The sequence below is a fragment of the Rhodanobacter sp. MP7CTX1 genome, assembly GCF_014205795.1.
Taxonomy (GTDB): domain Bacteria; phylum Pseudomonadota; class Gammaproteobacteria; order Xanthomonadales; family Rhodanobacteraceae; genus Rhodanobacter.
Genome location: NZ_JACHCN010000013.1, coordinates 1 through 23,250, shown reverse-complemented (window position 1 = coordinate 23,250; position 23,250 = coordinate 1). Strand labels below are relative to the sequence as shown.

23 protein-coding genes and 1 pseudogene are annotated in these 23,250 nt (G+C 63.1%); 18 read left to right on the top strand and 6 right to left on the bottom strand.

Annotation, left to right across the window (positions count from 1 at the left end):
- Positions 1 to 13: 13 nt before the first annotated feature.
- Complete coding sequence (gene asnS, locus HDE77_RS15080) at positions 14 to 1,429, bottom strand: asparagine--tRNA ligase (RefSeq protein WP_184418577.1); 1,416 nt, start codon at positions 1,427 to 1,429, stop codon at positions 14 to 16.
- 188 nt (positions 1,430 to 1,617) lie between these two features.
- On the opposite strand from asnS, the gene HDE77_RS15075 reads away from it, so the two are divergent.
- From HDE77_RS15075 to radA, 7 genes are all read left to right on the top strand, one after another.
- Positions 1,618 to 1,944, top strand: a complete 327-nt coding sequence (locus tag HDE77_RS15075; RefSeq protein WP_184418575.1) for an iron-sulfur cluster assembly accessory protein — start codon at positions 1,618 to 1,620, stop codon at positions 1,942 to 1,944.
- A gap of 272 nt (positions 1,945 to 2,216) precedes the next feature.
- Positions 2,217 to 2,648, top strand: a complete 432-nt coding sequence (gene rpsF, locus HDE77_RS15070) for a 30S ribosomal protein S6 (protein ID WP_184418573.1) — start codon at positions 2,217 to 2,219, stop codon at positions 2,646 to 2,648.
- Positions 2,649 to 2,662: 14 nt separating this feature from the next.
- Positions 2,663 to 2,893, top strand: coding sequence for a 30S ribosomal protein S18 (rpsR, locus tag HDE77_RS15065; protein WP_007081973.1), 231 nt, complete (start codon positions 2,663 to 2,665; stop codon positions 2,891 to 2,893).
- Positions 2,894 to 3,027: 134 nt separating this feature from the next.
- Complete coding sequence (gene rplI, locus HDE77_RS15060) at positions 3,028 to 3,486, top strand: 50S ribosomal protein L9 (RefSeq protein ID WP_184418571.1); 459 nt, start codon at positions 3,028 to 3,030, stop codon at positions 3,484 to 3,486.
- Between the two features lie 264 nt (positions 3,487 to 3,750).
- Positions 3,751 to 5,145, top strand: coding sequence for a replicative DNA helicase (locus HDE77_RS15055; protein WP_184418569.1), 1,395 nt, complete (start codon positions 3,751 to 3,753; stop codon positions 5,143 to 5,145).
- Between the two features lie 46 nt (positions 5,146 to 5,191).
- Complete coding sequence (alr, locus tag HDE77_RS15050; protein WP_184418567.1) at positions 5,192 to 6,280, top strand: alanine racemase; 1,089 nt, start codon at positions 5,192 to 5,194, stop codon at positions 6,278 to 6,280.
- A 294-nt stretch (positions 6,281 to 6,574) separates the two neighbouring features.
- Complete coding sequence (radA, locus tag HDE77_RS15045; RefSeq protein WP_184418565.1) at positions 6,575 to 7,960, top strand: DNA repair protein RadA; 1,386 nt, start codon at positions 6,575 to 6,577, stop codon at positions 7,958 to 7,960.
- A 194-nt stretch (positions 7,961 to 8,154) separates the two neighbouring features.
- Here radA and purU read toward each other — a convergent pair whose 3' ends face one another.
- Both purU and ccsA read right to left on the bottom strand, forming a co-directional pair.
- Complete coding sequence (gene purU / locus HDE77_RS15040) at positions 8,155 to 9,006, bottom strand: formyltetrahydrofolate deformylase (RefSeq protein ID WP_184418563.1); 852 nt, start codon at positions 9,004 to 9,006, stop codon at positions 8,155 to 8,157.
- A gap of 1 nt (position 9,007) precedes the next feature.
- Complete coding sequence (gene ccsA / locus HDE77_RS15035) at positions 9,008 to 9,805, bottom strand: cytochrome c biogenesis protein CcsA (protein ID WP_184418769.1); 798 nt, start codon at positions 9,803 to 9,805, stop codon at positions 9,008 to 9,010.
- 110 nt (positions 9,806 to 9,915) lie between these two features.
- Between ccsA and ffh the strand changes: the two genes are divergently transcribed.
- The 5 genes from ffh (at position 9,916) to rplS (ending at position 13,577) form a co-directional block, all read left to right on the top strand.
- On the top strand, positions 9,916 to 11,304 hold the full coding sequence (ffh, locus tag HDE77_RS15030; protein ID WP_184418561.1) for a signal recognition particle protein: 1,389 nt from the start codon (positions 9,916 to 9,918) through the stop codon (positions 11,302 to 11,304).
- 217 nt (positions 11,305 to 11,521) lie between these two features.
- Positions 11,522 to 11,776, top strand: coding sequence for a 30S ribosomal protein S16 (gene rpsP / locus HDE77_RS15025; RefSeq protein WP_077444504.1), 255 nt, complete (start codon positions 11,522 to 11,524; stop codon positions 11,774 to 11,776).
- A gap of 2 nt (positions 11,777 to 11,778) precedes the next feature.
- Positions 11,779 to 12,294: a ribosome maturation factor RimM gene (rimM, locus tag HDE77_RS15020; protein ID WP_184418559.1), complete on the top strand. Its 516-nt coding sequence runs from the start codon at positions 11,779 to 11,781 to the stop codon at positions 12,292 to 12,294.
- 47 nt (positions 12,295 to 12,341) lie between these two features.
- Positions 12,342 to 13,115, top strand: a complete 774-nt coding sequence (trmD, locus tag HDE77_RS15015; protein ID WP_184418557.1) for a tRNA (guanosine(37)-N1)-methyltransferase TrmD — start codon at positions 12,342 to 12,344, stop codon at positions 13,113 to 13,115.
- Positions 13,116 to 13,163: 48 nt separating this feature from the next.
- Positions 13,164 to 13,577 carry a 50S ribosomal protein L19 gene (gene rplS, locus HDE77_RS15010; RefSeq protein WP_184418555.1) on the top strand — a complete coding sequence of 138 codons (414 nt, stop codon included), beginning with the start codon at positions 13,164 to 13,166 and terminating at the stop codon, positions 13,575 to 13,577.
- A 291-nt stretch (positions 13,578 to 13,868) separates the two neighbouring features.
- Here the strand turns inward: rplS and HDE77_RS15005 are convergent, their stop codons facing one another.
- Both HDE77_RS15005 and epmB read right to left on the bottom strand, forming a co-directional pair.
- Positions 13,869 to 15,911, bottom strand: a complete 2,043-nt coding sequence (locus HDE77_RS15005; RefSeq protein ID WP_184418553.1) for an EAL domain-containing protein — start codon at positions 15,909 to 15,911, stop codon at positions 13,869 to 13,871.
- 133 nt (positions 15,912 to 16,044) lie between these two features.
- Complete coding sequence (epmB, locus tag HDE77_RS15000) at positions 16,045 to 17,067, bottom strand: EF-P beta-lysylation protein EpmB (RefSeq protein WP_184418551.1); 1,023 nt, start codon at positions 17,065 to 17,067, stop codon at positions 16,045 to 16,047.
- A 178-nt stretch (positions 17,068 to 17,245) separates the two neighbouring features.
- On the opposite strand from epmB, the gene efp reads away from it, so the two are divergent.
- The 6 genes from efp (at position 17,246) to folE2 (ending at position 22,770) form a co-directional block, all read left to right on the top strand.
- A complete protein-coding gene (gene efp, locus HDE77_RS14995) occupies positions 17,246 to 17,812 on the top strand; it encodes an elongation factor P (RefSeq protein ID WP_184418549.1) in 567 nt (188 codons plus the stop codon).
- A gap of 229 nt (positions 17,813 to 18,041) precedes the next feature.
- Positions 18,042 to 19,373, top strand: a complete 1,332-nt coding sequence (locus tag HDE77_RS14990) for a TRZ/ATZ family hydrolase (protein ID WP_184418547.1) — start codon at positions 18,042 to 18,044, stop codon at positions 19,371 to 19,373.
- A gap of 90 nt (positions 19,374 to 19,463) precedes the next feature.
- Positions 19,464 to 20,171 carry a bifunctional 2-polyprenyl-6-hydroxyphenol methylase/3-demethylubiquinol 3-O-methyltransferase UbiG gene (gene ubiG / locus HDE77_RS14985; protein ID WP_184418545.1) on the top strand — a complete coding sequence of 236 codons (708 nt, stop codon included), beginning with the start codon at positions 19,464 to 19,466 and terminating at the stop codon, positions 20,169 to 20,171.
- A gap of 11 nt (positions 20,172 to 20,182) precedes the next feature.
- Positions 20,183 to 20,863 (top strand): phosphoglycolate phosphatase, encoded by a 681-nt coding sequence (gph, locus tag HDE77_RS14980; protein WP_184418543.1) that lies wholly within the window; start codon positions 20,183 to 20,185, stop codon positions 20,861 to 20,863.
- A complete protein-coding gene (locus HDE77_RS14975) occupies positions 20,860 to 21,723 on the top strand; it encodes a squalene/phytoene synthase family protein (protein WP_184418541.1) in 864 nt (287 codons plus the stop codon). Before gph ends, HDE77_RS14975 begins: the two co-directional genes overlap by 4 nt.
- A 99-nt stretch (positions 21,724 to 21,822) precedes the next feature.
- Entirely contained in the window at positions 21,823 to 22,770 is a 948-nt protein-coding gene (gene folE2 / locus HDE77_RS14970) for a GTP cyclohydrolase FolE2 (protein WP_184418539.1), read from the top strand.
- A 291-nt stretch (positions 22,771 to 23,061) separates the two neighbouring features.
- On the opposite strand, the pseudogene HDE77_RS14965 reads toward folE2, so the two are convergent.
- Positions 23,062 to 23,250, bottom strand: a pseudogene (locus HDE77_RS14965) (IS481 family transposase); the annotation flags it as partial.

Sequence of the window (23,250 nt, the reverse complement as noted above, 5' to 3'; positions counted from 1 at the left end):
GCGGGCAAAGTGCTCAGAATTCGGCCGTACCGGCCGCACGCGGGTAGGGGATGGCGTCGCGGATGTTGGACAACCCGCAGACGTAGACCAGCAGGCGCTCGAAGCCGAGGCCGAAACCGGCATGCGGCACCGTGCCATAACGGCGCAGGTCGCGGTACCAGCCATAGGTCGCGGTATCGAGGCCGAACTTGGCCATGCGGCGATCGAGGTAGTCCAGTCGCTCCTCGCGTTGCGCGCCACCGATGATCTCCCCGATGCCAGGCGCCAGCACGTCCATCGCGGCGACGGTCTTCTCGTCATCGTTCAAACGCATGTAGAACGCCTTGATCTGCTCCGGGTAGTTCATTACGACCACGGGACGGCCGATATGTTTCTCAGCGAGGTAACGCTCGTGTTCAGTCTGCAGATCGACGCCCCACGCCACCGGGAATTCGAACTTCTGGCCGGACTTCTGCAAGATCGTGATCGCATCCGTGTAGTCGATGCGCTCGAACGGCTCCCTGATGAATGCTTCCAGACGGCTGATGGCATCCGCTTGCACGCGTTCGGCGAAGAACGCCATGTCGTCTGCGCGCTCGTCCAGCACGGCCTTGAAGATCGCCTTGAGGAACGCCTCCGCGCAATCGGCGTCGGCGGCCAGATCGGCGAACGCGATTTCCGGTTCGATCATCCAGAACTCGGCCAGATGACGTGGCGTATTGGAGTTTTCGGCGCGGAACGTGGGCCCGAAGGTGTAGACCTTGCTCATGGCCAGGCAGTACGCCTCGAGATTGAGCTGGCCGGATACAGTGAGGAACGCCTCGCGGCCGAAGAAGTCTTTGCGGAAGTCGATCTTGCCTTTGTCGTCGCGCGGCAGGTTCGCCAGATCCAGCGTGGACAGGCGAAACATGTCGCCGGCGCCTTCCGCGTCCGAGGTGGTGATGATCGGCGTATTGATCCAGAAAAAGCCCTGTTCGGTGAGATGGCGATGGATCGCCATCATCATGGTGTGGCGCACGCGGGTTACTGCGCCGAACAGGTTGGTGCGCGGGCGCAAATGGGCGACCTCGCGCAGGAATTCCATGGAGTGCTGCTTTGGCTGGATCGGGTAGGTTTCCGGGTCGTCGATCAGGCCCGTGACGATCACCTCGGCGGCCTGCAGCTCGAAACTCTGGCCCTTGCCCTGCGACGGCACCAGGGTACCGCTGATAATCACGCCGGCGCCGGCGGTGAGGTGTTTCACCTCGTTCTCATAGTTGCTGAGCGTAGCCGGTACCACCGCCTGGATCGGGTCGAAGCAGGAGCCGTCAGTCACGTTGACGAACGACAGGCCGGCTTTGGAGTCGCGTCGGGTGCGGACCCAGCCGCGCACCGTCACTGCGCTGCCGGCCTCGATCGCGCCGGATAAAGCCTGCTTCACACTGCATACCGCCGGGCTGACCACTGCCATGAATTGAAACTCCTGCCAAAGCGCCACATATCGGCGCTAGTTGTCGTTGATGAATATGAAGCTCGATGAAGTGGCGCGCCGCTCTTGGCACGCACGAACAAACCGCCATGATAATGTAGCTGCTGCCCGGGCTGCGCGTTTCCGGAGCATTGCATTCCGCATCACCGTCTAAGGTTGGCTACGCCCGCATGAACATCACCATCACTCCCGCTGCCAGCGAACGCATGCGCCATTTCCTGGCCAGCACGCCGGCGGCCGCTGGCGTGCGGTTTGGCGTCAAGCGCACCGGTTGTTCGGGTTTCGCCTACGTGGTGGATCTGGCCGAGGCGATGGAGGATGGCGACCAGCTGGTGCAGGTGGACGGTCTGCCTTTGATCGTCAATGACAAGAGCCTGGCGCTGGTGCAGGGCACCGTGATCGATTTTCAGCGGCAGGGCCTCAACGCCAGCTTCGTGTTTCACAACCCGAACGCCACCGGCGAATGCGGCTGCGGCGAGAGCTTTACTGTCAGCTGATGTAGGGGCACGGGTTAGGGGCGAGTAGCGAGGGCGACGAGTCATGCCTCACGACGAGCTTTGACCCCCGGCCAGGCAAAGTCGCTCGGTTTTGGCGCCCTCGCTACTCGTCCCTCGCCCCTTTATCCATCAACGACTTGCGCGACGATCCGCAAGTAACGTACTATTCCGCTTCTGTCTGCGCCGCATAGGCGTGGGTAGGTACTTGCCTCACCGCACCAGCGGGAGGCTGCGAGGCCGCAAGGCCGCATCCACAAGGAGCTAACCCCAAGATGACCCTGCGTCATTACGAAGTTGTGTTTCTGGTCCACCCTGACCAGAGTGAACAGGTCCCGGCGATGATCGAGCGCTACAAAGCGCTGATCGAGACCGACGGCGGCAAGATCCATCGTCTGGAAGACTGGGGCCGTCGTCAGCTGGCCTATCCGATCGTCAATCTGGCCAAGGCACATTACGTGCTGCTCAACATCGAAGTGAGCCAGAACGCGCTGAACGAGCTGGAGTCGGGTTTCCGCTTCAACGATGCCGTGCTGCGTCACCTGGTTGTGCGTCGTGACGAAGCCGATATCGAGCCGTCCTTCATCCTGAAGAGCAAGGAAAAGGATGACGCCAAGTCCACCCGTCGCCGTGATGACGATGGTGAAGGCGAAGGCCGCGGCCGTGACCGCGATGACCGCGACAATGATCGCGACAGCGACGACTGATAGGAATCCAGACCATGTCCAAGTTTTTCCGCCGCCGCAAGTTCTGCCGCTTCACTGCCGAAGACGTCAAAGAGATCGACTACAAGGATCTCAACACGCTGCGTCAGTACGTCACCGAGAACGGCAAGATCGTGCCGAGCCGCATCACGGGCACCAAGGCGCGCTATCAGCGTCAGCTGGCCACCGCGATCAAGCGCGCACGCTTCCTGTCGTTGCTGCCGTACACCGATAACCACGACGTCTGATCGTGACTGACCGCAACCTTGTGTTGCGGTCAGCTGTTGCGCCCGACCTCGGTCGGGTCTGACTTCAGACATCCTTCGGACAACCGTCCTCTGGCTGCGTCGGGCCACACCGGCGCTAACGAAAAGGAAGCATCATGGAACTCATTCTTCTGCAGAAAGTCCGCAACCTCGGCACGCTCGGCGACAAGGTCGTCGTGAAGCCCGGTTATGGTCGTAATTTCCTCTTGCCGCAGGGCAAGGCCGTACGCGTCAATGCCGCCAATCTGGCTGCGTTCGAACAGCGTCGCGCCGAATACGAAGCCAAGGCCAACACCCAGCTGGCCGACGCCGAAGAGCGCAAGGCCAAGCTGGCCGATGCGTCGGTGACAATCGCCGCGCATGCCAGTGCTGAAGGCAAGCTGTTCGGTTCGGTTGGCCCGCGCGACATCGCCGAGGCCCTGGCCGCGGTTGGTCACACCGTCAACAAGGGTGAAGTGATTCTGGGCGAAGGCCCGCTTCGCCACACCGGCGAGTTCGACGTGGCAATCCACCTGCACGCCGACGTGCACACCACCGTCAAGGTGATCGTGGTCGGCGACAAGAGCGACAAGTAAGCTACACGCAAGATGCTGGTCATGGACGGGCGCCTTCGGGCGCCCGTCTGTTTTGGCGCTCGGCCTACCGACAGCCGCGCCATCGACAAAGTCGCCAGCGTGCCGACAACCCGCGTTCTATCCACAGCAACGCACAGGTTATCCACAGAGTTATTGTCTCGGCGGCTGAGACGCTGCCGCGTATGATGATCGTCAGTGCTCCCATTCGAGATATGTCGGCGGGTGCCCGTTTTTCCGTGAGGTAATCCTCCGTGAGGTAAGTCAATGTCCTTCGTGCCTGAGCGCAAATCGTCATCTTCCGCCATCGAGGCGCTGCGGGTGCCGCCGCACTCCATCGACGGTGAACAGGCGGTGCTTGGCGGTCTGATGCTGGCACCGGACGCGCTGGACAAGGTCGCCGACAAGCTGGCCGAGCTGGACTTCTACCGCAAGGATCACCGACTGATCTGGCGCGCGATCAACGAACTGGCGAACAAGGGCATGCCGTGCGATGCGGTGACCCTGGGCGACTGGTTCGAGAGCAATGGCCTGGCCGAGATGGTCGGCGGTGCCGGTTATCTCATCGAGCTGGCCAACAGCACGCCGAGCGCCGCGAATATCGTCGCCTATGCCGACATCGTGCGCGAGAAGTCGGTGCTGCGTCAGCTCATCGACGCGGGTACCTCGATCACCGAGGACGGCTATCGCCCGGAAGGCAAGAGCGTGCAGGAGGTGCTGGAAAGCGCCGAGCAGCGCGTGTTCCACATCGCCGAATCCGGTACGCGCGGCAAGAAGGATTCCGTCTCCATGCGCGAGGCGGTGAAGGATGCTTTCCGTCTGCTCAGCGAGCGCTATGAAAATCGCGGCCAGCTTACCGGCATCACCACCGGCTTCACCGATCTGGACAACCTTACTTCCGGCCTGCAGCCGTCGGACCTGATCATCGTGGCGGCACGCCCGTCGATGGGCAAGACCGCGTTTGCGCTGAACATTGCCGAGACCGCTGCGCTGCGCAGCAAGAAGGCGGTGGTGGTGTTCTCGATGGAAATGTCCGCCTCGCAGCTGGCGTTCCGCCTGATCTCCTCGGTCGGACGTATCCACCAGCAGCACCTGCGTAACGGCGACCTGCAGGAAGAAGACTGGCCGCGCGTCTCCAATGCAATCTCGATCCTGTCGGATGCAAAGATCTTCATCGACGACACGCCCAGCCTGTCGCCGGTGGAGCTGCGTTCGCGCTCGCGACGATTGCATCGCGAACACGGCGGGCTGGGCCTGATCGTGATCGACTATCTGCAGTTGATGCAGGTGCCCGGAAACAAAGAGAATCGCGCCACCGAAATTTCAGAAATTTCGCGTTCACTCAAGGGCCTCGCCAAGGAGTTGAACGTGCCCGTGATCGCCCTGTCACAGTTGAACCGCTCGCTCGAGCAGCGCGCCGACAAGCGCCCGATGATGTCCGATCTGCGCGAATCCGGCGCGATCGAGCAAGACGCCGACGTCATCATGTTCATCTACCGCGACGAGTACTACAACAAGGAATCGCCGGACAAGGGCATTGCCGAGATCATCATCGGCAAGCAGCGTAACGGTCCCACCGACACGTGCAAGCTGACCTTCCTGGGCCACTACACGAAGTTCGAGAACTACGCCCCGGACTCGTTCTCCGGGTCGTTCGATTGATGCCCGGCGAGCGTCAGGAAGCCACTCTGCCGATGCCCCGTTCACGATGAGTCGTACCACCGTCGCCACCGTCCATCTGGGCGCGCTGCGTCACAACCTGGCGCGCATCAAGGCGCTTGCCGCGCCCGCAAAGGTGATGGCCGTGGTCAAGGCCGACGCCTACGGGCACGGGTTGGAACGGGTCGCGCGCGCGCTGGATCGCGAGGCCGATGCGTTTGCGGTGGCGGCGCTCGGTGATGGCCTGCGCCTGCGCGCGGCAGGACACCAGCAGCGCATCGTGGTGCTGTCGGGCCCCGATAGTGCCCGCGATATTTCCGAGATGCAGCGGCTGCAGCTGGATGCGGCGATCCATCACGAAACGCAACTGCAATGGCTGGCACAGACCCCATCGACCCGCGGTCGTTTGCGCGTGTGGCTGAAGGTCGACAGCGGCATGCATCGACTCGGCTTCGCGCCCGAACAAGTGGCCGGAGTGCATGCACAACTCGCGGCGATGCCCGGCATCGATCCGGAGATCGGACTGCTCACGCATTTTTCCGATTCCGAAATATTCGATGGCACGCAGACGCCGCTGCAGATCGCTCGCTTCGCCGAAGCCACACGTGACCTGCGCGGGCCGCGCTCGCTGTCCAATTCCGCCGCCGTGTTGGGCTGGCCCGATGCGCGCGCCGACTGGGTACGCACCGGGGGTTTGCTGTATGGATTGTCGGTGGTGGATGGCAAGACCGGCGCGGATTTCGGTTTTCGTCCAGCGATGACGCTGAGCACCTGCCTGATCGCGATCAACCCGATCAAGCGCGGCGAGCGCATCGGCTACAACGGTACCTGGACCTGTCCCGAAGACATGCCGGTAGGCGTGGCGGCGGTGGGCTACGGCGACGGCTATCCACGCAGCGCCGCAGCCGGCACGCCGGTGCTGGTCGGCGACCAGCGCGTGCCGCTGATCGGCCGCGTCTCGATGGATCTGATCACGCTCGACCTGCGCGAAGCGCCACACGCAAAGGTCGGTGATCGAGTGACTCTGTGGGGGCCGCAGCTGCCAGTGGAGCTGATCGCCGCGCAGTCCGGCACGATCTCCTACGACCTCACCTGCGGTATGACCCGCCGCGTGCTGTTCGTCGAAGACGAACAGTAAGTCGCTTTGATCGCCTCAACTTACGGGGGTGCCGGGCGTGGTGGGGATGTTGGGCATCGCTGCGCTCACCCCAACCTACGGGGCTGCTGATTGTTGCGGGTAGGTTGGGGTGAGCGCAGCGATGCCCAACATTCATGGAAGCGATTCAGTTGAGCCGTTCGCCCCGAGCGCAGCGAAGTCGAAGGGCATTCGCGATACCGTTCGCTAACCGCATCATGCGCCGATGCGTCTCGCGGTTTGCGATGCCGGCAGGCTAAGCTCTCCGTCATCACAGCCTCCCAGTCGGAATCCTCCATGGCCAAAGCCAAGACCGCGTATGTCTGCACCGAGTGCGGCGCCGAGCACAACAAGTGGCAGGGTCAGTGCGTCGAATGCGGGGTGTGGAACACGCTCAGTTCGATCGTGCTGACGCCGGCGTCGGCTGCGAATGCATCGATGGGTGCGCAGCGCTCCAACTACGCCGGCAATGCCGCCGGCGCGGCGCGCATTACTCCACTCGTCGCAGTGGCACTGACGACTGAGGCGCGCACGCTGACCGGCATCGGCGAGCTGGATCGGGTACTTGGTGGCGGGCTGGTGCAGGGTTCAGTGGTGCTGATCGGCGGCGATCCGGGTATCGGCAAATCGACCTTGCTGCTGCAGATGCTGGGTACCCTGGGTGCGCATCTGCCCAGTGTGTATGTCACCGGTGAGGAATCGTTGTCGCAAGTGGCCTCGCGCGCGCAGCGCCTGGGTCTGCCGTTGGAGCCGTTGCAGGCGTTGGCCGAAACGTGCATCGAGCGCGTTCTCGAGCAGGCCATGGAAACTCGTCCGCGGGTACTGGTGATCGATTCGATCCAGACAATCTGGACCGAGTCACTGCCGGCGGCGCCGGGCTCAGTCAGCCAGGTACGCGAATCCGCAGCCAAGCTCACGCGATTTGCCAAGGAGACCGGCACGTCGGTCTTTCTGGTCGGCCACGTCACCAAGGACGGCGGCATTGCCGGCCCGCGCGTACTCGAGCACATGGTCGACGCGGTGCTGTATTTCGAGGGCGAATCGGGCAGTCGCTTCCGCATCCTGCGGGCATTCAAGAACCGCTTTGGAGCGGTAAACGAACTGGGCGTGTTTGCGATGTCCGACAAGGGCCTTCGCGAAGTGCCCAATCCATCGGCGATCTTCCTGTCGGCGCACAGCGGGCCGACGTCGGGCAGTGCGGTGATGGTCACCCGCGAGGGCACACGGCCATTGTTGGTCGAAGTGCAGGCGCTGGTCGATCAGTCGTCACTGGGCAATCCACGCCGCGTCGCGCTGGGGCTGGAGCAGAACCGTCTGGCCATGCTGCTTGCCGTGCTGCACCGGCATGGTGGCGTGGCAGCTTACGACCAGGACGTATTCGTCAACGTGGTCGGCGGTATCCGCGTGCAGGAAACTGCGGCGGATTTGCCCGTGCTGCTGGCGGTGCTTTCGTCGTTGCGCGACCGACCGCTACCGGAGCAGACCATCACGTTCGGCGAGGTCGGTTTGTCCGGCGAGATCCGCCCTGTGCCGAACGGCGAAGAACGGTTGAAGGAGGCCGCCACGCACGGTTTCCGACGCGCGATCGTGCCGAAGGCGAATGCGCCGAAGAAGGGGCGGGTCGGCGAGATGGAGGTGATTGGCGTGGAACGGTTGGCGGAGGCGATCGACGCCTGCCGCTGAATTGACACCTGTCGTTGAGATGCCTGTTCTTGAGATGTAGGAGCGCACCCCGTGCGCGATGGCTCTTGTGGGAGCGACTTCAGTCGCGATGCTCTGAAGCAGGCCAAACAGCAAAGCCACAGCATCGCGACTGAAGTCGCTCCCACACGAGCATGCGGAGCACGCAAATCCAGGCGCAAACCACGCTTACCAACTTACGAGCTGAACACCACGGTTTTGTTGCCGTTGAGCAGAATGCGATCGTCCAGATAAAGTCGCAGAGTGCGCGCGAGCACGCGACGCTCGATGTCGCGGCCGATGCGGATCATGTCATCGGGCGTGTCGTGGTGACTGACGCGTTCGATGTCCTGCTCGATGATCGGTCCTTCATCCAGCTCGGCGGTGACATAGTGGGTCGTCGCGCCGATCAGCTTGACCCCGCGTCGGTGCGCCTGATGGTAGGGAAGCGCACCCTTGAAGCCGGGCAGGAAGGAGTGGTGGATATTGATGCAGCGCCCGGCCAGCTTCGTTGTCAATTCGCCGGACAGTATCTGCATGTAGCGCGCCAGCACGACCAGGTCGGTGCGGCTCTGCTCGATCAGCGCCCACAGCTGCGCATCCTTGTCGGCTGCATTGGCCGGCAGGTAGTGGAACGGGATGTCGTCGAAATCGAGGTGCTGATACGTTTCGCGAGGATGATTGGCGACGATGCCGGAAATCTTCATCGCCAGCTCGCCGATGCGCCAGCGATAGAGCACGTCGGCCAGGCAGTGGTCGAATTTCGACACCAGCAGCATCACCCGGCGTCGTTCGTTGCGGTCACGTATTTGCCACTGCAGCTCAAGCCGGCTGGCGATCTCTTCAAAACCCGCCTGCAGACTGGCCAGTGTCACGTCGGCCAGCAGCGGCTGGAAAACGAGGCGCATGAAGAACCGCCCCGTTTCGGTATCGCCGAACTGTTGGGCTTCCAGGATGTTGTCGCCTCGCGTGGCGAAATGGCCGGATACCGCAGCGACAATGCCGGGCCGATCCAGGCATGACAGCGTCAGTACGAATTGCGCGGCCATGTCAGACGGTGCGATGCAGGATCAGTTCCAGCACCGCCTTGGTGCCGAAGAAGGCGAGTAGCAGTACGGCCATGCCGACCAAGGTCAGCTTCACCGCCTGTTGACCGCGCCAGCCATGCTGCCAGCGGCCGTAGAGCAGGGTGCCGAAAACCAGCCACGCCACGATCGACAGGATCGTCTTGTGCGCGAGATGCTGGCCGAACAGGTTATCGACAAAAAGTGCCCCAGTGAGCAGGGTCAGGGTCAGCAACAGAAAGCCCGCGGCGATCAATCGGAACAGCAGCGCTTCGGTCAGCGTCAGCGGCGGCAGGGCGCGCATCCAGGGACTGAATTGGCGATGCCGCAATGCGCGATCCTGCACCGCCAGTAGAATCGCCAATGCGGCAGCCATCGACAGCACGCTGAACGCGATCAGCGCTACCGTCACATGCAGCTTGATCTGCCAGCCCATCGCCAGCGGCAGGGTTGGCGGAGCCACGAAGCTGTCCACCGCGATCAGCAACGCGGTCAGCGGAAACACGATCACGCCGAGCGCAGCGACCGGACGCGAGAGATTCACCAGCAAGGTCAGCGACGACACCACGAACGCAACCAGCGACAGTGCGGCGAAAAAGTGCAGGTCCAGAGCGCCGCGATGCATGCCCAGCAGGATGCCGGCGTGGATCAGCACCGCGCTGCCGGCAAGGCTCAGCGCCAGCCAATTCATTGGCCGGCCACCACTCAACATGGGTCGCGCCAGCCCCCCTGCGGCGGCGAGGTAAAGCACGATCGCGAACAGGGCAAAGACGTGAATGGCCATAGCGGGAGAGTGTCGCACAGGGTCCGCCGGGCGTGCATGCGGGGTGCGACGATCGTTCGTCATGGATCCGTCCGCTATAATCGAGCACTTTCCTGTACGCCGGTCCCGTCATGTTCGAGTCACTCAGCCAACGTCTTTCCACCACCGTCAATCGCCTGCGCGGCCGCGGCCGGCTGACCGAGGAAAACATCCGCGAGTCGCTTCGCGAGGTGCGTATCGCGCTACTGGAAGCCGATGTGGCGCTGCCGGTGGTGCAGGCGCTGATCCAGCGGATCAAGGTGCGTGCGGTCGGCCAGGATGTGATGAAGAGCCTCAGCCCTGGGCAGGCCTTGGTCAAGGTGGTCAGCGACGAGCTGACCACGGTGATGGGCACCGCCAACACAGAGCTGAACCTTGCACAGCAGCCGCCGGCCGTGGTGCTGATGGCGGGCCTTCAAGGCGCCGGCAAGACCACCACGGTCGCCAAGCTCGCGCGCCTGTTGACCGAGCGCAAGAAGAAAAAAGTGATGGTGGTCAGCTGCGACGTCTATCGTCCCGCGGCGATCGAACAGTTGCGCACCTTGGCCGAACAGGTCGGGGTGAAATTCTTCCCGTCCGAAGCCGGCCAGGATCCGGTCGACATCGCGAAGGCCGCGGTGCAGGCCGCGCGCCGCGAAGTGGTCGATGTGCTGATCGTCGATACTGCCGGCCGCCTGCATGTGGACCAGGCGATGATGGCCGAGATCAAGGCATTGCACGCCGCGATCACGCCGATCGAAACGCTGTTCGTGGTCGACTCGATGACCGGCCAGGATGCAGCCACCACTGCCAAGGCATTCAGCGACGCCCTGCCGCTGACCGGCGTGATCCTCACCAAGACCGATGGTGACGCCCGCGGCGGTGCCGCCTTGTCGGTGCGTTATGTCACTGGCCGACCGATCAAGTTCCTCGGTGCCGGCGAGAAGACCGACGCGCTGGAACCGTTCCATCCGGATCGTCTGGCGCAACGCATCCTCGGCATGGGCGACGTTTTGTCGCTGGTCGAGGAAGTCGAGCGCAAGGTCGACCAGGAAAAGGCGCAGAAGCTTGCCCAGAAAGTGATGAAGGGCAAGCGCTTCGACCTGAACGACATGAAGGATCAGCTGGAACAGATGAACAGCATGGGCGGTCTGGCCGGTCTGATGGACAAGCTGCCGGGTGTGGCCGGTCTTCCGGACAGCGTCAAGTCCAAGGTCAATGACGGCGAAATGAAGCGGATGGTGGCGATCATCAGCTCGATGACCAAGAAGGAACGTCGCCATCCCGATTTGCTGAATGGCTCGCGCCGCGCCCGCGTGGCCCGCGGCTCAGGCACTCAGCCTGCCGACGTCAACCGTCTGCTCAAGCAGTACATGCAGATGGAAAAGATGATGTCCAAATTGTCCAAGGGCGGTACCAAGGGCCTCATGCGACAGATGCGCGGCGCCATGAAAGGCATGGGCGGGATGGGCGGCATGGGCGGTCTGCCGCCGCCGCGCTGAGGCAATTGCAGGGGCGAGGGACGAGTAGCGAGGGCGCTCTGCATGAAGCTGCAGGCTGGCTTGGTTGTGTTCGTGTCCGATCTTCGCGCCCTCGCTACTCGCCTCTCGTCCCTGGGCTCTAGCTCTTCCCTTTTCCTCAAAATCCGTTAAAATGCCCCGTTTACCGCGCACGGTTCTCGTGCGGCTGCCGTAGTTCGGCAACTCTGGAGTTTTAGTTATGGTCAAGATTCGTCTTTCGCGCGGTGGCGCCAAGGGCCGTCCGTTCTACCACGTTGTCGTGACCGATCAGCGCAGCAAGCGCGACGGCCGCAACATCGAGAACATCGGCTACTACAACCCGGTTGCGTCGGGCAAGGACAAGCGCCTTGAGCTGAACGTCGAGCGCGTCAAGGAATGGGTAAGCAAGGGCGCCCAGCTGACCGACAAGGTCGCCGCGTTGGTCAAGGAAGCCGGCAAGCAGCAGGCTGCCTGAATATGAGTGCAGCTGGTCGGCGCGTCCTGATCGGGCGCATCGTCGGGCTGTACGGCGTGCAAGGCTGGCTCAAGATCGAATCCTGGGCTGAACCTCGCATGCGGATCTTCGATTACCAACCTTGGCTGCTCACTGCAGCGCCGGGCGTGGAGACGGAGATCTCGGGAGTGAAAGGTCGTTCGCAAGGCAAGGGCATGGTGGCCCAGCTGCCTGGCGTGGATGACCGGGAACAGGCGGCGGCGCTGATCGGCAACGACATTTATGTCACCCGTGACCAGCTGCCAGCTCCCGCAAAAGATGAGTATTACTGGGTCGATCTCGAAGGAATGGAGGTCGTCACCACGGAAGATGTGAAGCTGGGACGGGTCAGCCATCTGTTCGCGACCGGTGCCAACGACGTCGTGGTGGTTAGGGATGGCGAGCGCGAGCGGCTGATTCCTTTCGTCCAGGGTTCGTATGTGCGTTCGGTGGACTTGTCCGCAGGGCGCATGGTGGTGGACTGGGATCCTGAATTCTGACGTCGCCGGATGGTGAGATAAAGTCCGCGGGACAGAGGTCAGGGATCATGCGCATCGACGTCGTTACCTTGTTTCCCGACTTCGTGCGTCAGTGTGCTGCCGTCGGTGTCGTGGGACGCGCTCAGCAACGCGAGTTGCTGCAGGTGGAAACCTGGAATCCGCGCGACTACACCACGGACCGGCACCGTACCGTGGACAGCAGCTCGTATGGCGGCGGTCCCGGAATGGTGATGTTGATCGAACCGTTGCGCGCGACCCTTGCGGCCATGCGCGACGCCGTACCCGAACCGGTACATGTGATTTATCTCAGTCCGCAGGGAGCGCGGCTGACGCAGAATAGGGTGGCCGCGCTGGCGAAACTGCCGCGCATCGCCTTGCTCTGTGGACGTTATGAAGGTGTGGACGAGCGCGTGCTGGCGCACGAGGTCGACGAGGAGCTTTCCATCGGCGACTATGTGCTGTCAGGCGGCGAGCTTGCTGCGGCGGTGATCATCGACGTGGTGGGGCGCTTGCAGGATGGTGCATTGAACGATGCGCTGTCGGCCGAGCAGGATTCATTTTCGGATGGCCTGCTGGATTGTCCGCACTACACGAAACCGGTGCGTGATGCGCTGGGTACCGTGCCGGAGGTTTTGTTGTCCGGTGACCACGCGGCGATTGCGCGTTGGCGCCTGAAACAATCGCTGGGACGAACCTGGTTGCGCCGCCCGGATCTGTTGTCACAGCGTGCGCTGGATGCTGAATCCCGGGCATTGCTGGATGAATTCCGCCGCGAACATGCTCGACAAGAGCAAGCGCGGCAAGACGGTGCGGTCGAATGACGACCGCAGCATTGATTGACATAGCTAAAGTGAACCGACAGGTGCGCCATGAACAAGATCATTGAACAGTTCGAAGCCGAGCAGATCACCCGCCAGCTGCCGGAATTCGGCCCTGGCGACACCGTGATCGTCAACGTCAAGGTGAAGGAAGGCAACCGCGAGCGCGTACAGGCGTTCGAGGGTATCGTCATTGCCCGCCGCAGCCGTGGCCTGCATTCGGCCTTCACCGTGCGCAAAATCTCGCACGGCACCGGCGTGGAGCGCGTGTTCCAGTCGCACAGCGCGGCGATCGACTCGGTGACCGTCAAGCGCAAGGGTAAAGTGCGCGGCGCCAAGCTGTATTACCTGCGTGGTCTGGAAGGCAAGGCTGCCCGCATCAAGGAAGACGTGGCCGCTGCTGCCGCTGCCAAGGCCGCCGGCAAGGCTGCCGCTGCTGCTGCCGCCGCTTCCGCCGCCGAATAATCCGGCCGGCGCTACTGCGCCAATAAAAAACCCGCGGAGCGATCCGCGGGTTTTTTGCTGTGGTGTCGGAAGCTAAGCGGGCGACCGGGTCGCTGTTGATCTCATGGTGGCACTGGACACTTCGACCAACCAGCTCGTCATCCCTGCGAAGGCAGGGACCCAGTGACTTCGATTTGATCCGGCCACTTCAAGTTCGTGAAGACCAGAGCACAGGGTGACCAGCTTCGCTGTTGAACAGCGCCTCCTGCCTTCGCAGGAATGACGAGCAAGGAGAGGCTGCTCGAGACTCTCTTACGCCAGTCGCTGCGGCTCCTGCAGGAAGTTGCCCTGCACAAAGTCCACGCCGCAGGCGAACAGCAGCGACGTGCTCGTGGCGTCTTCCACCCATTCGGCAATGGTCTGGCGTTTCAGCTCGCGTGCCTGCTGGCAGATCTCGGCGACCTTCTTCTGGTTTTCCGGGTGTCGCGGCAGTTCGGCCATGTAGCTGCGGTCGATCTTCAGATAATCCGCATCGATGTGATTGAGCAGCTGGAACGAGTTCAGGCCGGAGCCGAACTGCTCCAGCGCGAAGTGGCCGCCAAGCTTCTTCCACTCCTTCACGAATTCCTGTGCCGGGCGCAGCAGGGTCATCACCTTGCTTTCGGTCATTTCCAGCACGACGCGGCCATTCTTCAGTGCGGCCTTGCCGAGTCGTTCCGCCAGCCACGGCAGCAGTGAATCATCCTGCAGCGACGCGGCGGTGAGCTTGATGAAGAACGTCGTCTGCAAGCCCTGACCTTCACGTGCCTGCAACGCACTGATCGCCTGGTCGAGCACCCAGCGATCGATCGCGCTGTTGAGGTTGTGCTTTTCGGCGATCGGCATGAAGAAGCCGGGCAGTACCTCGCCTTGTGGGCCGTTCATGCGCAGCAGGATCTCCGAGTAGTCGCCCTCGGCATCCTGCAGGCTGACTGTCTGCTGGTGGTAGAGCACCAGCCCGTTCTGCGCCAGCGCCTGCTGCAGCAGTTCAAGCCAGTAGCGATCCCGCTCGTCATCGGCCTTTTCACGGGCCGCCGGATCATGCAATTCGACCTTGCTGCCGCCCAGGCTTTGCGCGGTGCGCAAGGCCTGGCTGGCCTGGTTGAGCAGCAGTTCGGCGTTCGCGTTCTTCTCGCCCAGCATGCTGCCGCCGATGCTGACCGTGACGCTGATCGAACGCGTGCCGACATCGAAAATCTCGTTGCTGATGCTGTGCTGGAGTTTGGCGATCCATTCCCTGATCGCTTCGTCCGAGCGCGAATCCAGCACGACGCCCAGGGTGTGCTCGGCGAGCATGCCGGCAACGTCGTCGGTGCCCAGCAGCATGCGGATCCGGCCGGCAAAGCCGGCCAGCAGCTCATCTGCCTTGCCAAGACCGATGCCGGCCACGATCGAGGCCCAATTGTCCGGTTCGACCAGTAGCAAGGACTGACCTTTCTTGCCGTTCGCGGCGGCGGCGACGACGTCGTCGACGCATTCCAGCGTGCGTGCGCGGTTGAACAGGCCGGTGACCGAGTCCCGCTGCAGCTGCTCCAGCACCGCTGGATCGACCAGCTGCCGCCGGAAAACAATCTGCAGGCAAGGCTCGCCCTCGAACGTAGCCGGCGCAAATTCCACTGTGGCGTCGAGGTGGTTGCCGTCGGCGCGACGTGCGCGCAAGGCGAGCTGGGACGGCAACTTCTCCTGGCGCGCGTGGCTCTTCAACAAGGACTTGAATTCGTCCGTGTTCGCCGGATCGATCATGTCCAACACTGGCAGTCCGAGCAGGTCGTCGAAACTGTCGTAGCCAAAGGTGTTCAGATAGGCCTGATTGGCGCGTACATGCATGCCTTCATGGACATAGGCAATCGCGTCGGTGGACGAATCGAGCAGCGCATCACAGCGACGCTCCGATTCGCGCAACGAGGTCTCCAGTCGGCGCACCTGGCGACGGGTCTGCAGCGCGTCGAATTCGCGGCGAAGCACAGCAATCAGCTGCTTCGGCTGGCTGCGCGCGGTGACGCCGCGGGCGCCGCCCACGAACAGGTCCGCAACGAGCTGGTTGTCCATGGTGCTGACCAGGCCTACCAGCGAATAGTCGCGACCATACGCGTCCAGTACTTGCACGACTTCGCGCAATTCCAGGTTGGCGACGGCGGGATCGAACATGATGATGTCCGGTTCCAGTTCGCTTACCGCCGCCTGCAACTGCTCGACATTGGTGGCGCGCGCAGGGCGAACGGCAATGCCGGTATTGCGTAGCAGGCTGATGATCTGTTCCGCCTCTTCAAGCGAGTTTTCGATGAAGAGGATCTTGATGACGTAGTCTTTTTTCATGGGGCGTCGAGCTGTCCGTTGATCACCGCTGGCTACGCGGATCCATGTTCAGGATCGTCTATAACTGATGTTTGTAACGGATTCCGCGAATGGCCGCCAGCGGAAAACGGTACGGAGGTGACCCTTGTCCGGTTTACAGCGGGCGCTTGGACAGGTCGCCGCCGACTTCGCGGACCAGTCTGGGCACCAGATAACCCGGCAACCGCGTACGCAGCGTATCCATCAGGGCCTGTGCGCGGGCGTCCTCAACCTCGAAATGTGCGGTGCCCTGTACCCGGTCGAGCTGGTGCAGGTAGTAGGGCAACACGCCGGCCGTGAACAGCCGTTCGGACAGCTCGGCCAGCGTGCCCGCATCGTCGTTGATGCCGCGCAGCAGCACCGACTGGTTGAGCACGGTGGCCCCGGCGTCGCGCAGGCGGGAGCAGGCGGCCACGACGCTGGCGTCGATTTCGTTGGCATGGTTGGCGTGCAGCACCACCACCTTCTGCAGCGGCAGTGCATCGAGCCAGCTGAGGAACGCGGCGTCGATCCGCTCCGGCAGCACCACCGGCAGGCGGGTATGGATGCGCAGGCGGGTGACATGCGGGAGTTCGGCCAGGCCGCGGCTCAGTTCCTCCAGCTTGCTCGTGGCCAGCGACAACGGGTCGCCGCCGGAGAGGATCAGTTCGCTAATCGAGGAGTCCTGCCGCAGATGCTCCAGCGCCTGCCGCCACTGGCCGGCGGCGGCCATTTCCTCGCCGTAGGGAAAATGCCGGCGGAAGCAGTAGCGGCAATTGATCGCGCAGCTGCCGCTGGCGATCAGCAAGGCGCGGCCATGGTATTTGTGCAACACGCCCTGGGCGGCGCGCGACGCCATGTCGCCGACGGCGTCGGTGACGAAGCCGGGTATGTCATCCAGTTCGGCCAGCTGAGGTAATACCTGCAGCAGCAGCGGGTCGCGCGAGTCGCCAGGACGCATGCGGGCGACGAAGCCGCGCGGCACGCGCAACGCAAAGCCGGCGTCAGCGGGCGGCAGGCGTTCGGCGAGCGATTCCAGCCCGAGCAAGGCGAGCAATTCGCCAGCGTCGGTGACGGCGTCCCGCCACAGTTGCCGCCAGTCGGACGCGGTGCTGGTTTCGGGCCGCGTTAGGCGGGCGCCGGGGCTTGCGGTTATCATGTGCGGCCTAGGTATCGGGCATTTGCCCGTCAATCCTCACATTTTAGCCGCTGTTTATGACGCACAGGGTTTGTTCGGACCCTTTGCCCATCAGAACATCGCTATCCGATCACTCTAATCAGATCTCTCCAACAGATCATCCCCACCAAGATCCTCAATTAAATCTGGAGTTCACTGCATGGCCACCTACGGTCTCAACGACGTCAAGAACGGTGTGAAAATCATTGTCGATGGCGACCCTTGCACGATCGTCGAGGCGGAGTTCATCAAGCCGGGCAAAGGCCAGGCGTTCACCCGCATCCGCATCCGCAACCTGCTCAACGGCCGCACCGTGGAAAAGACCCTCAAGGCGAGCGAGTCGTTCGAGGGCGCCGACGTGGTCGATTCGGATATGCAGTATCTCTACAGCGATGGCGAGTTCTGGCACTTCATGCAGCAGGAAACCTTCGAGCAGCACCAGGCCGACAAGGCCGCTGCTGGCGACGCCGCCAAATGGCTGAAGGGCGAGGAAGAGTGCGTGGTGACGTTGTGGAACGGTCGGCCGATCGCGGTACAGCCGCCGAATTTCGTCGAGTTGAAGATCGTCGAAACCGATCCGGGCGTGCGCGGCGACACTTCGGGCGGTGGCGGCAAGCCGGCCAAGCTGGAGACCGGTGCGGTGGTGCGCGTGCCGCTGTTCGTGAACCAGGACGAGATCATCAAGGTCGACACCCGCTCCGGCGAATACTTCAGCCGCGTGAAGTGACGAGCTGGCGCGCGAACCCAAGTTCGCGCCTCTGCCAGCTCGTCATCCCAGCGAAAGCTGGGACCCAGTGAGCTACTGGCGCGCAGCGCACAAAATCGATTTTGCGTGCTTTGCACAGTTCAGCACACCAGGTTCCGGCCTTCGCCGGAATGACGATCAAAGGCAAGGGGCGGCCACCGTAAGGTACCGCCCCTTGTCGTATCCAAAACTGACATAAAGCGAGTTGACGATGAGCCCGACGACACCACAGCTAGTCGACCTGATGATCGAAGCGCGCTGGGTGGTCCCAGTCGAGCCGCATGCCGTCGTTCTGGAGGATCACGCCGTCGTGGTACAGGACAGCGTCATCGTGGCACTGCTGCCGATCGCCGAGGCACGCGCTGCGTATGCTCCGCTTGAGCGTGTCGAGCTGCGCGAACACGTGCTGATTCCCGGCCTGATCAACTCGCATACGCACAACCCGATGACGCTGCTGCGCGGCTTGGCTGACGACCTGCCGTTGATGGTCTGGCTGCAGCAGCACATCTGGCCGGCCGAGGCGAAGGTGATCGGGCCGGAGTTCGTGCGCGACGGCGTGGAGCTGGCGGTGGCCGAGATGCTGCGCGGCGGCACAACGTGTGCCAACGAAAATTATTTCTTTCCCGACGTGATCGGAGCGACCTACCGGCGCATGGGTTTCCGCGCCGTGGTCGGGCTGCCGGTGATCGAATTCCCGACCGCGTGGGCAACGACCCAGGACGATTATTTCGAGCGCGCATGCGAGGTGCACGACAGCTTCCGTGGCGATCCGCTGGTCAGCACTGCATTCGCGCCGCACGCGCCCTATACCGTTTCGGACGAGAGCTTCGAACGCATTCGCGTGCTGTCCGATCAGCTTGATATTCCGGTGCATCTGCACATGCACGAGACCGCGCACGAGGTCACCGAAGAAAAGAACAAGAGCGGGTTGCGTCCGTTCCAGCGCCTGCAGAAACTCGGCCTGATCAATGATCGGCTGATCGCGGTGCATATGACCCAGCTCACCGACGGCGAGATAGCAGCCTGTGCCGAGGCTGGCGTATCGGTGGTGCATTGCCCGGAGTCCAACCTCAAGCTGGCCTCGGGTTTCTGCCCGGCGGAAAAGCTGCGTCAGGCCGGCGTCAATGTGGCGCTCGGCACCGATGGTTGCGCATCGAACAACGATCTGGACATGTTCGGCGAGATGCGTACCGCCGCGTTGCTGGCGAAAGCGGTCGCGGGTGACGCCGCCGCGTTCGATGCCGCGTACGCGCTGCGCACGGCCACGCTGAATGGCGCGAAGGCGATTGGGCTGGATGCAAAGATCGGCTCGCTCGAAGTTGGCAAGCAGGCCGATCTCGCTGCCGTACGCCTGAGCGATCTGGAAACCCAGCCGCTGTTCCACGTCATCTCGCAACTGGTCTATGCCGCCAGCCGCCATCAGGTCAGCGATGTGTGGATTGCCGGCCGACGCAAGCTGGCCGATCGTGTGCTGCTCGACATCGACACCGACGCCGTGCTCGCCAGGACCCACGCCTGGCGCGAACGCATCGCCGCACATTGAGCCTGTTGAAAACGCTGGAGCTCTCATGCGTCTCACGCTGCGCGAATGGCAGACGCACTAAACTCCGGCACTGCTTTTGAGGAATCGACGATGCAGACTGCACCCAACGTAAGCCCCGATGAGATCGCCCGCTTCGGCGAGCTCGCAGCGCGCTGGTGGGATCCGGATGGCGAGTCGCGCCCGCTGCACGATCTCAATCCGGTGCGCGCCGCCTATGTCGCCGCACGCATGGACTTGCGCGACGCTCGCGTCGCCGATGTCGGTTGCGGTGGTGGCCTGTTGAGCGAGACGCTGGCACGGGCCGGCGCGCGGGTCACCGGCATCGATCTGGGGCAGAAGGTCATTGAAGTCGCCCGATTGCATCTGCACGAGTCCGACCTCGCCATCGATTACCGGGTGCAGTCCTCGGCGGATCTGGCCGCCACCGAGCCGGCAAGTTTCGATGCCGTGTGTTGCATGGAGCTGATCGAGCATGTGCCCAACCCGGCCGCGCTGGTGAATGACCTGGTGGCGATGCTGAAACCGGGCGGATGGCTATTCATGTCTACGCTGAACCGCACGCCGGCCGCGTTCGGCGCGGCGATCCTGGGTGCCGAATATCTGATGCGCATGTTGCCGCGCGGCACCCATCATTACGCACAATTTCTGAAGCCGTCTGAACTGGGCCGTCTGCTGCGGCATGCCGGACTGGAGCTGGAGGACGTTTCGGGGCTAGGTTACAACCCGCTCCAGCGCAAGGCCTGGCTCAGCCGTTTTACCGCCGTCAACTACGTGCTCAGCGGTCGTATGCCGGTATGACGCGCGCTGCCATGAAGCCAGTGCCGGAAAATATCCAGGGCGTGTTGTTCGATCTGGATGGAACCTTGCTCGACAGCGCGCCAGATCTCTACGCCGCGCTGGTCGAGCAATGCGCCGAAGAGGGCGTGTCACCGCCACCCTATGCGCCCGTGCGTGAAGTCGTTTCACGCGGTGCGCGAGCCGTTTTGCGCTGCGCGTTTGCCGAGCGCGGGGAGTCGGCGCTTGAGGGACTGGTGCCGCGCTACCTGGAGTTGTACCAGCGCGTGATGGGACAGCAGACGCATCCGTTCGATGGTATCGACGACCTGCTTGAGCGCATTGAGGCGCAAGGGTGGCGTTGGGGCATCGTGACCAACAAGGCCGCCTTTCTCACTGATGATCTGGTCAGCCGCATCGGCTGGGCCGCCCGTGCCAGCGCGGTGGTGTCTGGCGATACCTTGCCGGTGAAAAAGCCTGATCCCGCGCCCGTGCTGCTGGCCTGCGAACTCGCAAGACTAGATCCTGCGCACAGTCTGTTTGTCGGCGACGATCGTCGCGATATCCAGGCCGGTGCCGCTGCCGGTCTCTATACGGTGGCGGTGAGCTGGGGCTATCTCGACGGCGGCGATCCGCACGAGTGGGGCGCCGATGCGGTGCTGGACACGCCGGCCCAGCTGGCTGCCTTGCTGCGACTGCAACCGGTCACGGCATGAGCGAGCGGGTCGAACAAAACGCGGTACTGCAGAGCTTCATCGACAAGTGGCTGGCGGTGCAGCCGCAACAGCGCATCGCCCTGGTCTTCGTGGATGGGCAGCGCTATCCGGGCCACATCGCGCTGGCGGCGCTGGAGCAGGAGCTGCTCGGTGCGGCCTATGGCATCCGCGAGCCGCAGGTGGCCGTGGCCAAGCTCAACTGGTGGGCCGAAGAGCTCGCGGGCGCGGCGGCCAGTGGTGGCCGCCATCCGCTGACCCAGGTGCTGTTCGATGACGAACGTGCCCATGCCATCGCCAGCGAACTCTGGCTGGCGCCGGTACTGGCTGCGATGGCGCAGCTGGAAGAGGGCACGGCAGCAGATTTTTCTGCACAGCTGGCCGCTGCTACCCAGCTGCATGGCGCACTGGCGGCACTGGAAACCACGTGGTGGTACGGCGTGGAGGCATCGATCGAGCGCGCCACGCGAGTCGCTACCCTCAACCACCTGCTGTACGCGCTGCTGCGCCTGGAGCAGGACGCCGAACGTGACCGCCTGCCGCTGCCAATGGCGCGGCTGGCCCGGCATGGCCTGAGTCGGACGCAATTGCGTGAGCCTGGCGCCGCCCGACAACAGGCGGTCAAGGCCCAACTGGACGATCTCCTGGTCAGTTGGCGTGATTCGGCCACCCTGACCGGCCCGCTCAGCGTGTTTCGGGCACTGGAATCGGGGCATGGCAGCCATCTGGCGCGGCGCGCCGCGCGCGCAGGCGACGCACTGGCCACGCTGCAGGCAGGCCAGCCACGCAGCGGATTCGCCACCACGCTGCAAGCGTGGCAAGGAGCCCGTGCATGGCGCCGGCAGCTGGCCAGAACGACCTGAGACGCAGTGTTTCCGCCACAGCACTATTGTGCGCCGGCTCATTTGCCCCAAGATTGATGTTCTTCTCGGCGAGTCATTCGTCGATGTCAGGACCTACCCATGCCGAACCAGGAAAATACCGTCCGTCTGCTGCCCGACGTTGCCGTACACGCGCAGCCGCATCTTGCCGGGGCGCTGGACTGGGTCGGCATGGCCGACATCCAGGTACCCGTACATTTCGACGCCGGTGATGGCGAGGTGCAGCGGTCGAGTGCCAAGGTCGGTGCCTTCGTCAACCTGAAGCGGCCGGACAAGCGCGGTATCCACATGTCGCGGCTGTACCTGCAGGTCGAACAGGCGCTGAGCACGCAAACGCTGACCTCCGAGTCGCTGCATGCGCTGCTGCGCGGCTTCCTCGATTCGCACAAGGATCTGGCCGACCGTGCCTGCCTCAGCATCCGATTCGAACACCTGGTGCGTCGCCCGGCCTTGCGCAGCGAGAACAGCGGCTGGCGTGCGTATCCGGTCACCATTCAGGCGAGCCTGACGGGCGATGCCTTCCTGCTCGAACTCGGCACTGAAGTGGTTTATTCCTCAACCTGTCCGGCATCCGCGGCGCTGTCGCGTCAGCTGATCCAGGATCAGTTCGCCAAGGATTTCGATGTCGGCAAGTCACTCGATCATGCCGCTGTGCTGGCCTGGCTCGGTAGCGAGCAGGGCATCATCGCCACACCGCACGCGCAACGCAGCGTGGCGTGCCTGCGTGTACGTCCGGCTCAGGGCGCGGGTTTCGATCTGATCGGCTTGATCGATCGCGTCGAACACGCACTCGGCACGCCGGTGCAGACCGCAGTGAAGCGCGAAGACGAACAGGCATTCGCGCTGGCCAACGGCAGCAACCTGATGTTCTGTGAAGACGCTGCGCGACGCATCCAGAAGACGCTCGACGCCGACGATCGCCTCAATGACTTCCACATCCGCGTCGAGCACCAGGAAAGCCTGCACCCGCACGACGCTGTCGCGTATGCAAGCAAGGGCGTGGTCGGCGGCTACGGTTCGACGCCGTAACGACCCCTTCCTCCCTTCGGGGGAAGGCTGGGATGAGGGGCCGGTGCTCGCGGGAATGCCAACTCCTCGTCACCCCTGCGAAGGCAGGGGCCCAGTGCTTTCGTACGCGTGACATGTTTCTGCTCTTGTGGGAGCGACTTCAGTCGCGATGCTCTGGCTTGGCGGTTTGGCTTGCTTGCTTTAGAGGTCAAGAGCGTTTCGTCCTCCTACGGAGGGCGAGTCACTTTTCTCTTGCGTGGTGTATAGACCGGAGACATGGGTAACAGACGTGCCGGGACATGGGTAACAAGTCTAATCGGCTTCACGCATGTCAATGGTGGCGAGTCGGTGGTGGCTGAAGTACAGCTCGTAGACGCCATCTTCGGTCTCGCGAGGGCGCGCGGCGACAGGTAATCCGCGCAAGGCTTTGGAGACCTTCATGTAGTGCCCCTGGAATTTGACCACGCCATTGCTGAGCACGATCAGCACCGTATCGTGAGG

What these genes read in the sequence shown, in the direction of transcription:
- asnS (WP_184418577.1), bottom strand. Translation starts at nt 1,429, where the DNA reads ATGGCAGTGGTCAGCCCGGCGGTATGCAGTGTGAAGCAGGCTTTATCC.
- HDE77_RS15075 (WP_184418575.1), top strand. Translation starts at nt 1,618, where the DNA reads ATGAACATCACCATCACTCCCGCTGCCAGCGAACGCATGCGCCATTTC.
- rpsF (WP_184418573.1), top strand. Translation starts at nt 2,217, where the DNA reads ATGACCCTGCGTCATTACGAAGTTGTGTTTCTGGTCCACCCTGACCAG.
- rpsR (WP_007081973.1), top strand. Translation starts at nt 2,663, where the DNA reads ATGTCCAAGTTTTTCCGCCGCCGCAAGTTCTGCCGCTTCACTGCCGAA.
- rplI (WP_184418571.1), top strand. Translation starts at nt 3,028, where the DNA reads ATGGAACTCATTCTTCTGCAGAAAGTCCGCAACCTCGGCACGCTCGGC.
- HDE77_RS15055 (WP_184418569.1), top strand. Translation starts at nt 3,751, where the DNA reads ATGTCCTTCGTGCCTGAGCGCAAATCGTCATCTTCCGCCATCGAGGCG.
- alr (WP_184418567.1), top strand. Translation starts at nt 5,192, where the DNA reads ATGAGTCGTACCACCGTCGCCACCGTCCATCTGGGCGCGCTGCGTCAC.
- radA (WP_184418565.1), top strand. Translation starts at nt 6,575, where the DNA reads ATGGCCAAAGCCAAGACCGCGTATGTCTGCACCGAGTGCGGCGCCGAG.
- purU (WP_184418563.1), bottom strand. Translation starts at nt 9,006, where the DNA reads ATGGCCGCGCAATTCGTACTGACGCTGTCATGCCTGGATCGGCCCGGC.
- ccsA (WP_184418769.1), bottom strand. Translation starts at nt 9,805, where the DNA reads ATGGCCATTCACGTCTTTGCCCTGTTCGCGATCGTGCTTTACCTCGCC.
- ffh (WP_184418561.1), top strand. Translation starts at nt 9,916, where the DNA reads ATGTTCGAGTCACTCAGCCAACGTCTTTCCACCACCGTCAATCGCCTG.
- rpsP (WP_077444504.1), top strand. Translation starts at nt 11,522, where the DNA reads ATGGTCAAGATTCGTCTTTCGCGCGGTGGCGCCAAGGGCCGTCCGTTC.
- rimM (WP_184418559.1), top strand. Translation starts at nt 11,779, where the DNA reads ATGAGTGCAGCTGGTCGGCGCGTCCTGATCGGGCGCATCGTCGGGCTG.
- trmD (WP_184418557.1), top strand. Translation starts at nt 12,342, where the DNA reads ATGCGCATCGACGTCGTTACCTTGTTTCCCGACTTCGTGCGTCAGTGT.
- rplS (WP_184418555.1), top strand. Translation starts at nt 13,164, where the DNA reads ATGAACAAGATCATTGAACAGTTCGAAGCCGAGCAGATCACCCGCCAG.
- HDE77_RS15005 (WP_184418553.1), bottom strand. Translation starts at nt 15,911, where the DNA reads ATGAAAAAAGACTACGTCATCAAGATCCTCTTCATCGAAAACTCGCTT.
- epmB (WP_184418551.1), bottom strand. Translation starts at nt 17,067, where the DNA reads ATGATAACCGCAAGCCCCGGCGCCCGCCTAACGCGGCCCGAAACCAGC.
- efp (WP_184418549.1), top strand. Translation starts at nt 17,246, where the DNA reads ATGGCCACCTACGGTCTCAACGACGTCAAGAACGGTGTGAAAATCATT.
- HDE77_RS14990 (WP_184418547.1), top strand. Translation starts at nt 18,042, where the DNA reads ATGAGCCCGACGACACCACAGCTAGTCGACCTGATGATCGAAGCGCGC.
- ubiG (WP_184418545.1), top strand. Translation starts at nt 19,464, where the DNA reads ATGCAGACTGCACCCAACGTAAGCCCCGATGAGATCGCCCGCTTCGGC.
- gph (WP_184418543.1), top strand. Translation starts at nt 20,183, where the DNA reads ATGAAGCCAGTGCCGGAAAATATCCAGGGCGTGTTGTTCGATCTGGAT.
- HDE77_RS14975 (WP_184418541.1), top strand. Translation starts at nt 20,860, where the DNA reads ATGAGCGAGCGGGTCGAACAAAACGCGGTACTGCAGAGCTTCATCGAC.
- folE2 (WP_184418539.1), top strand. Translation starts at nt 21,823, where the DNA reads ATGCCGAACCAGGAAAATACCGTCCGTCTGCTGCCCGACGTTGCCGTA.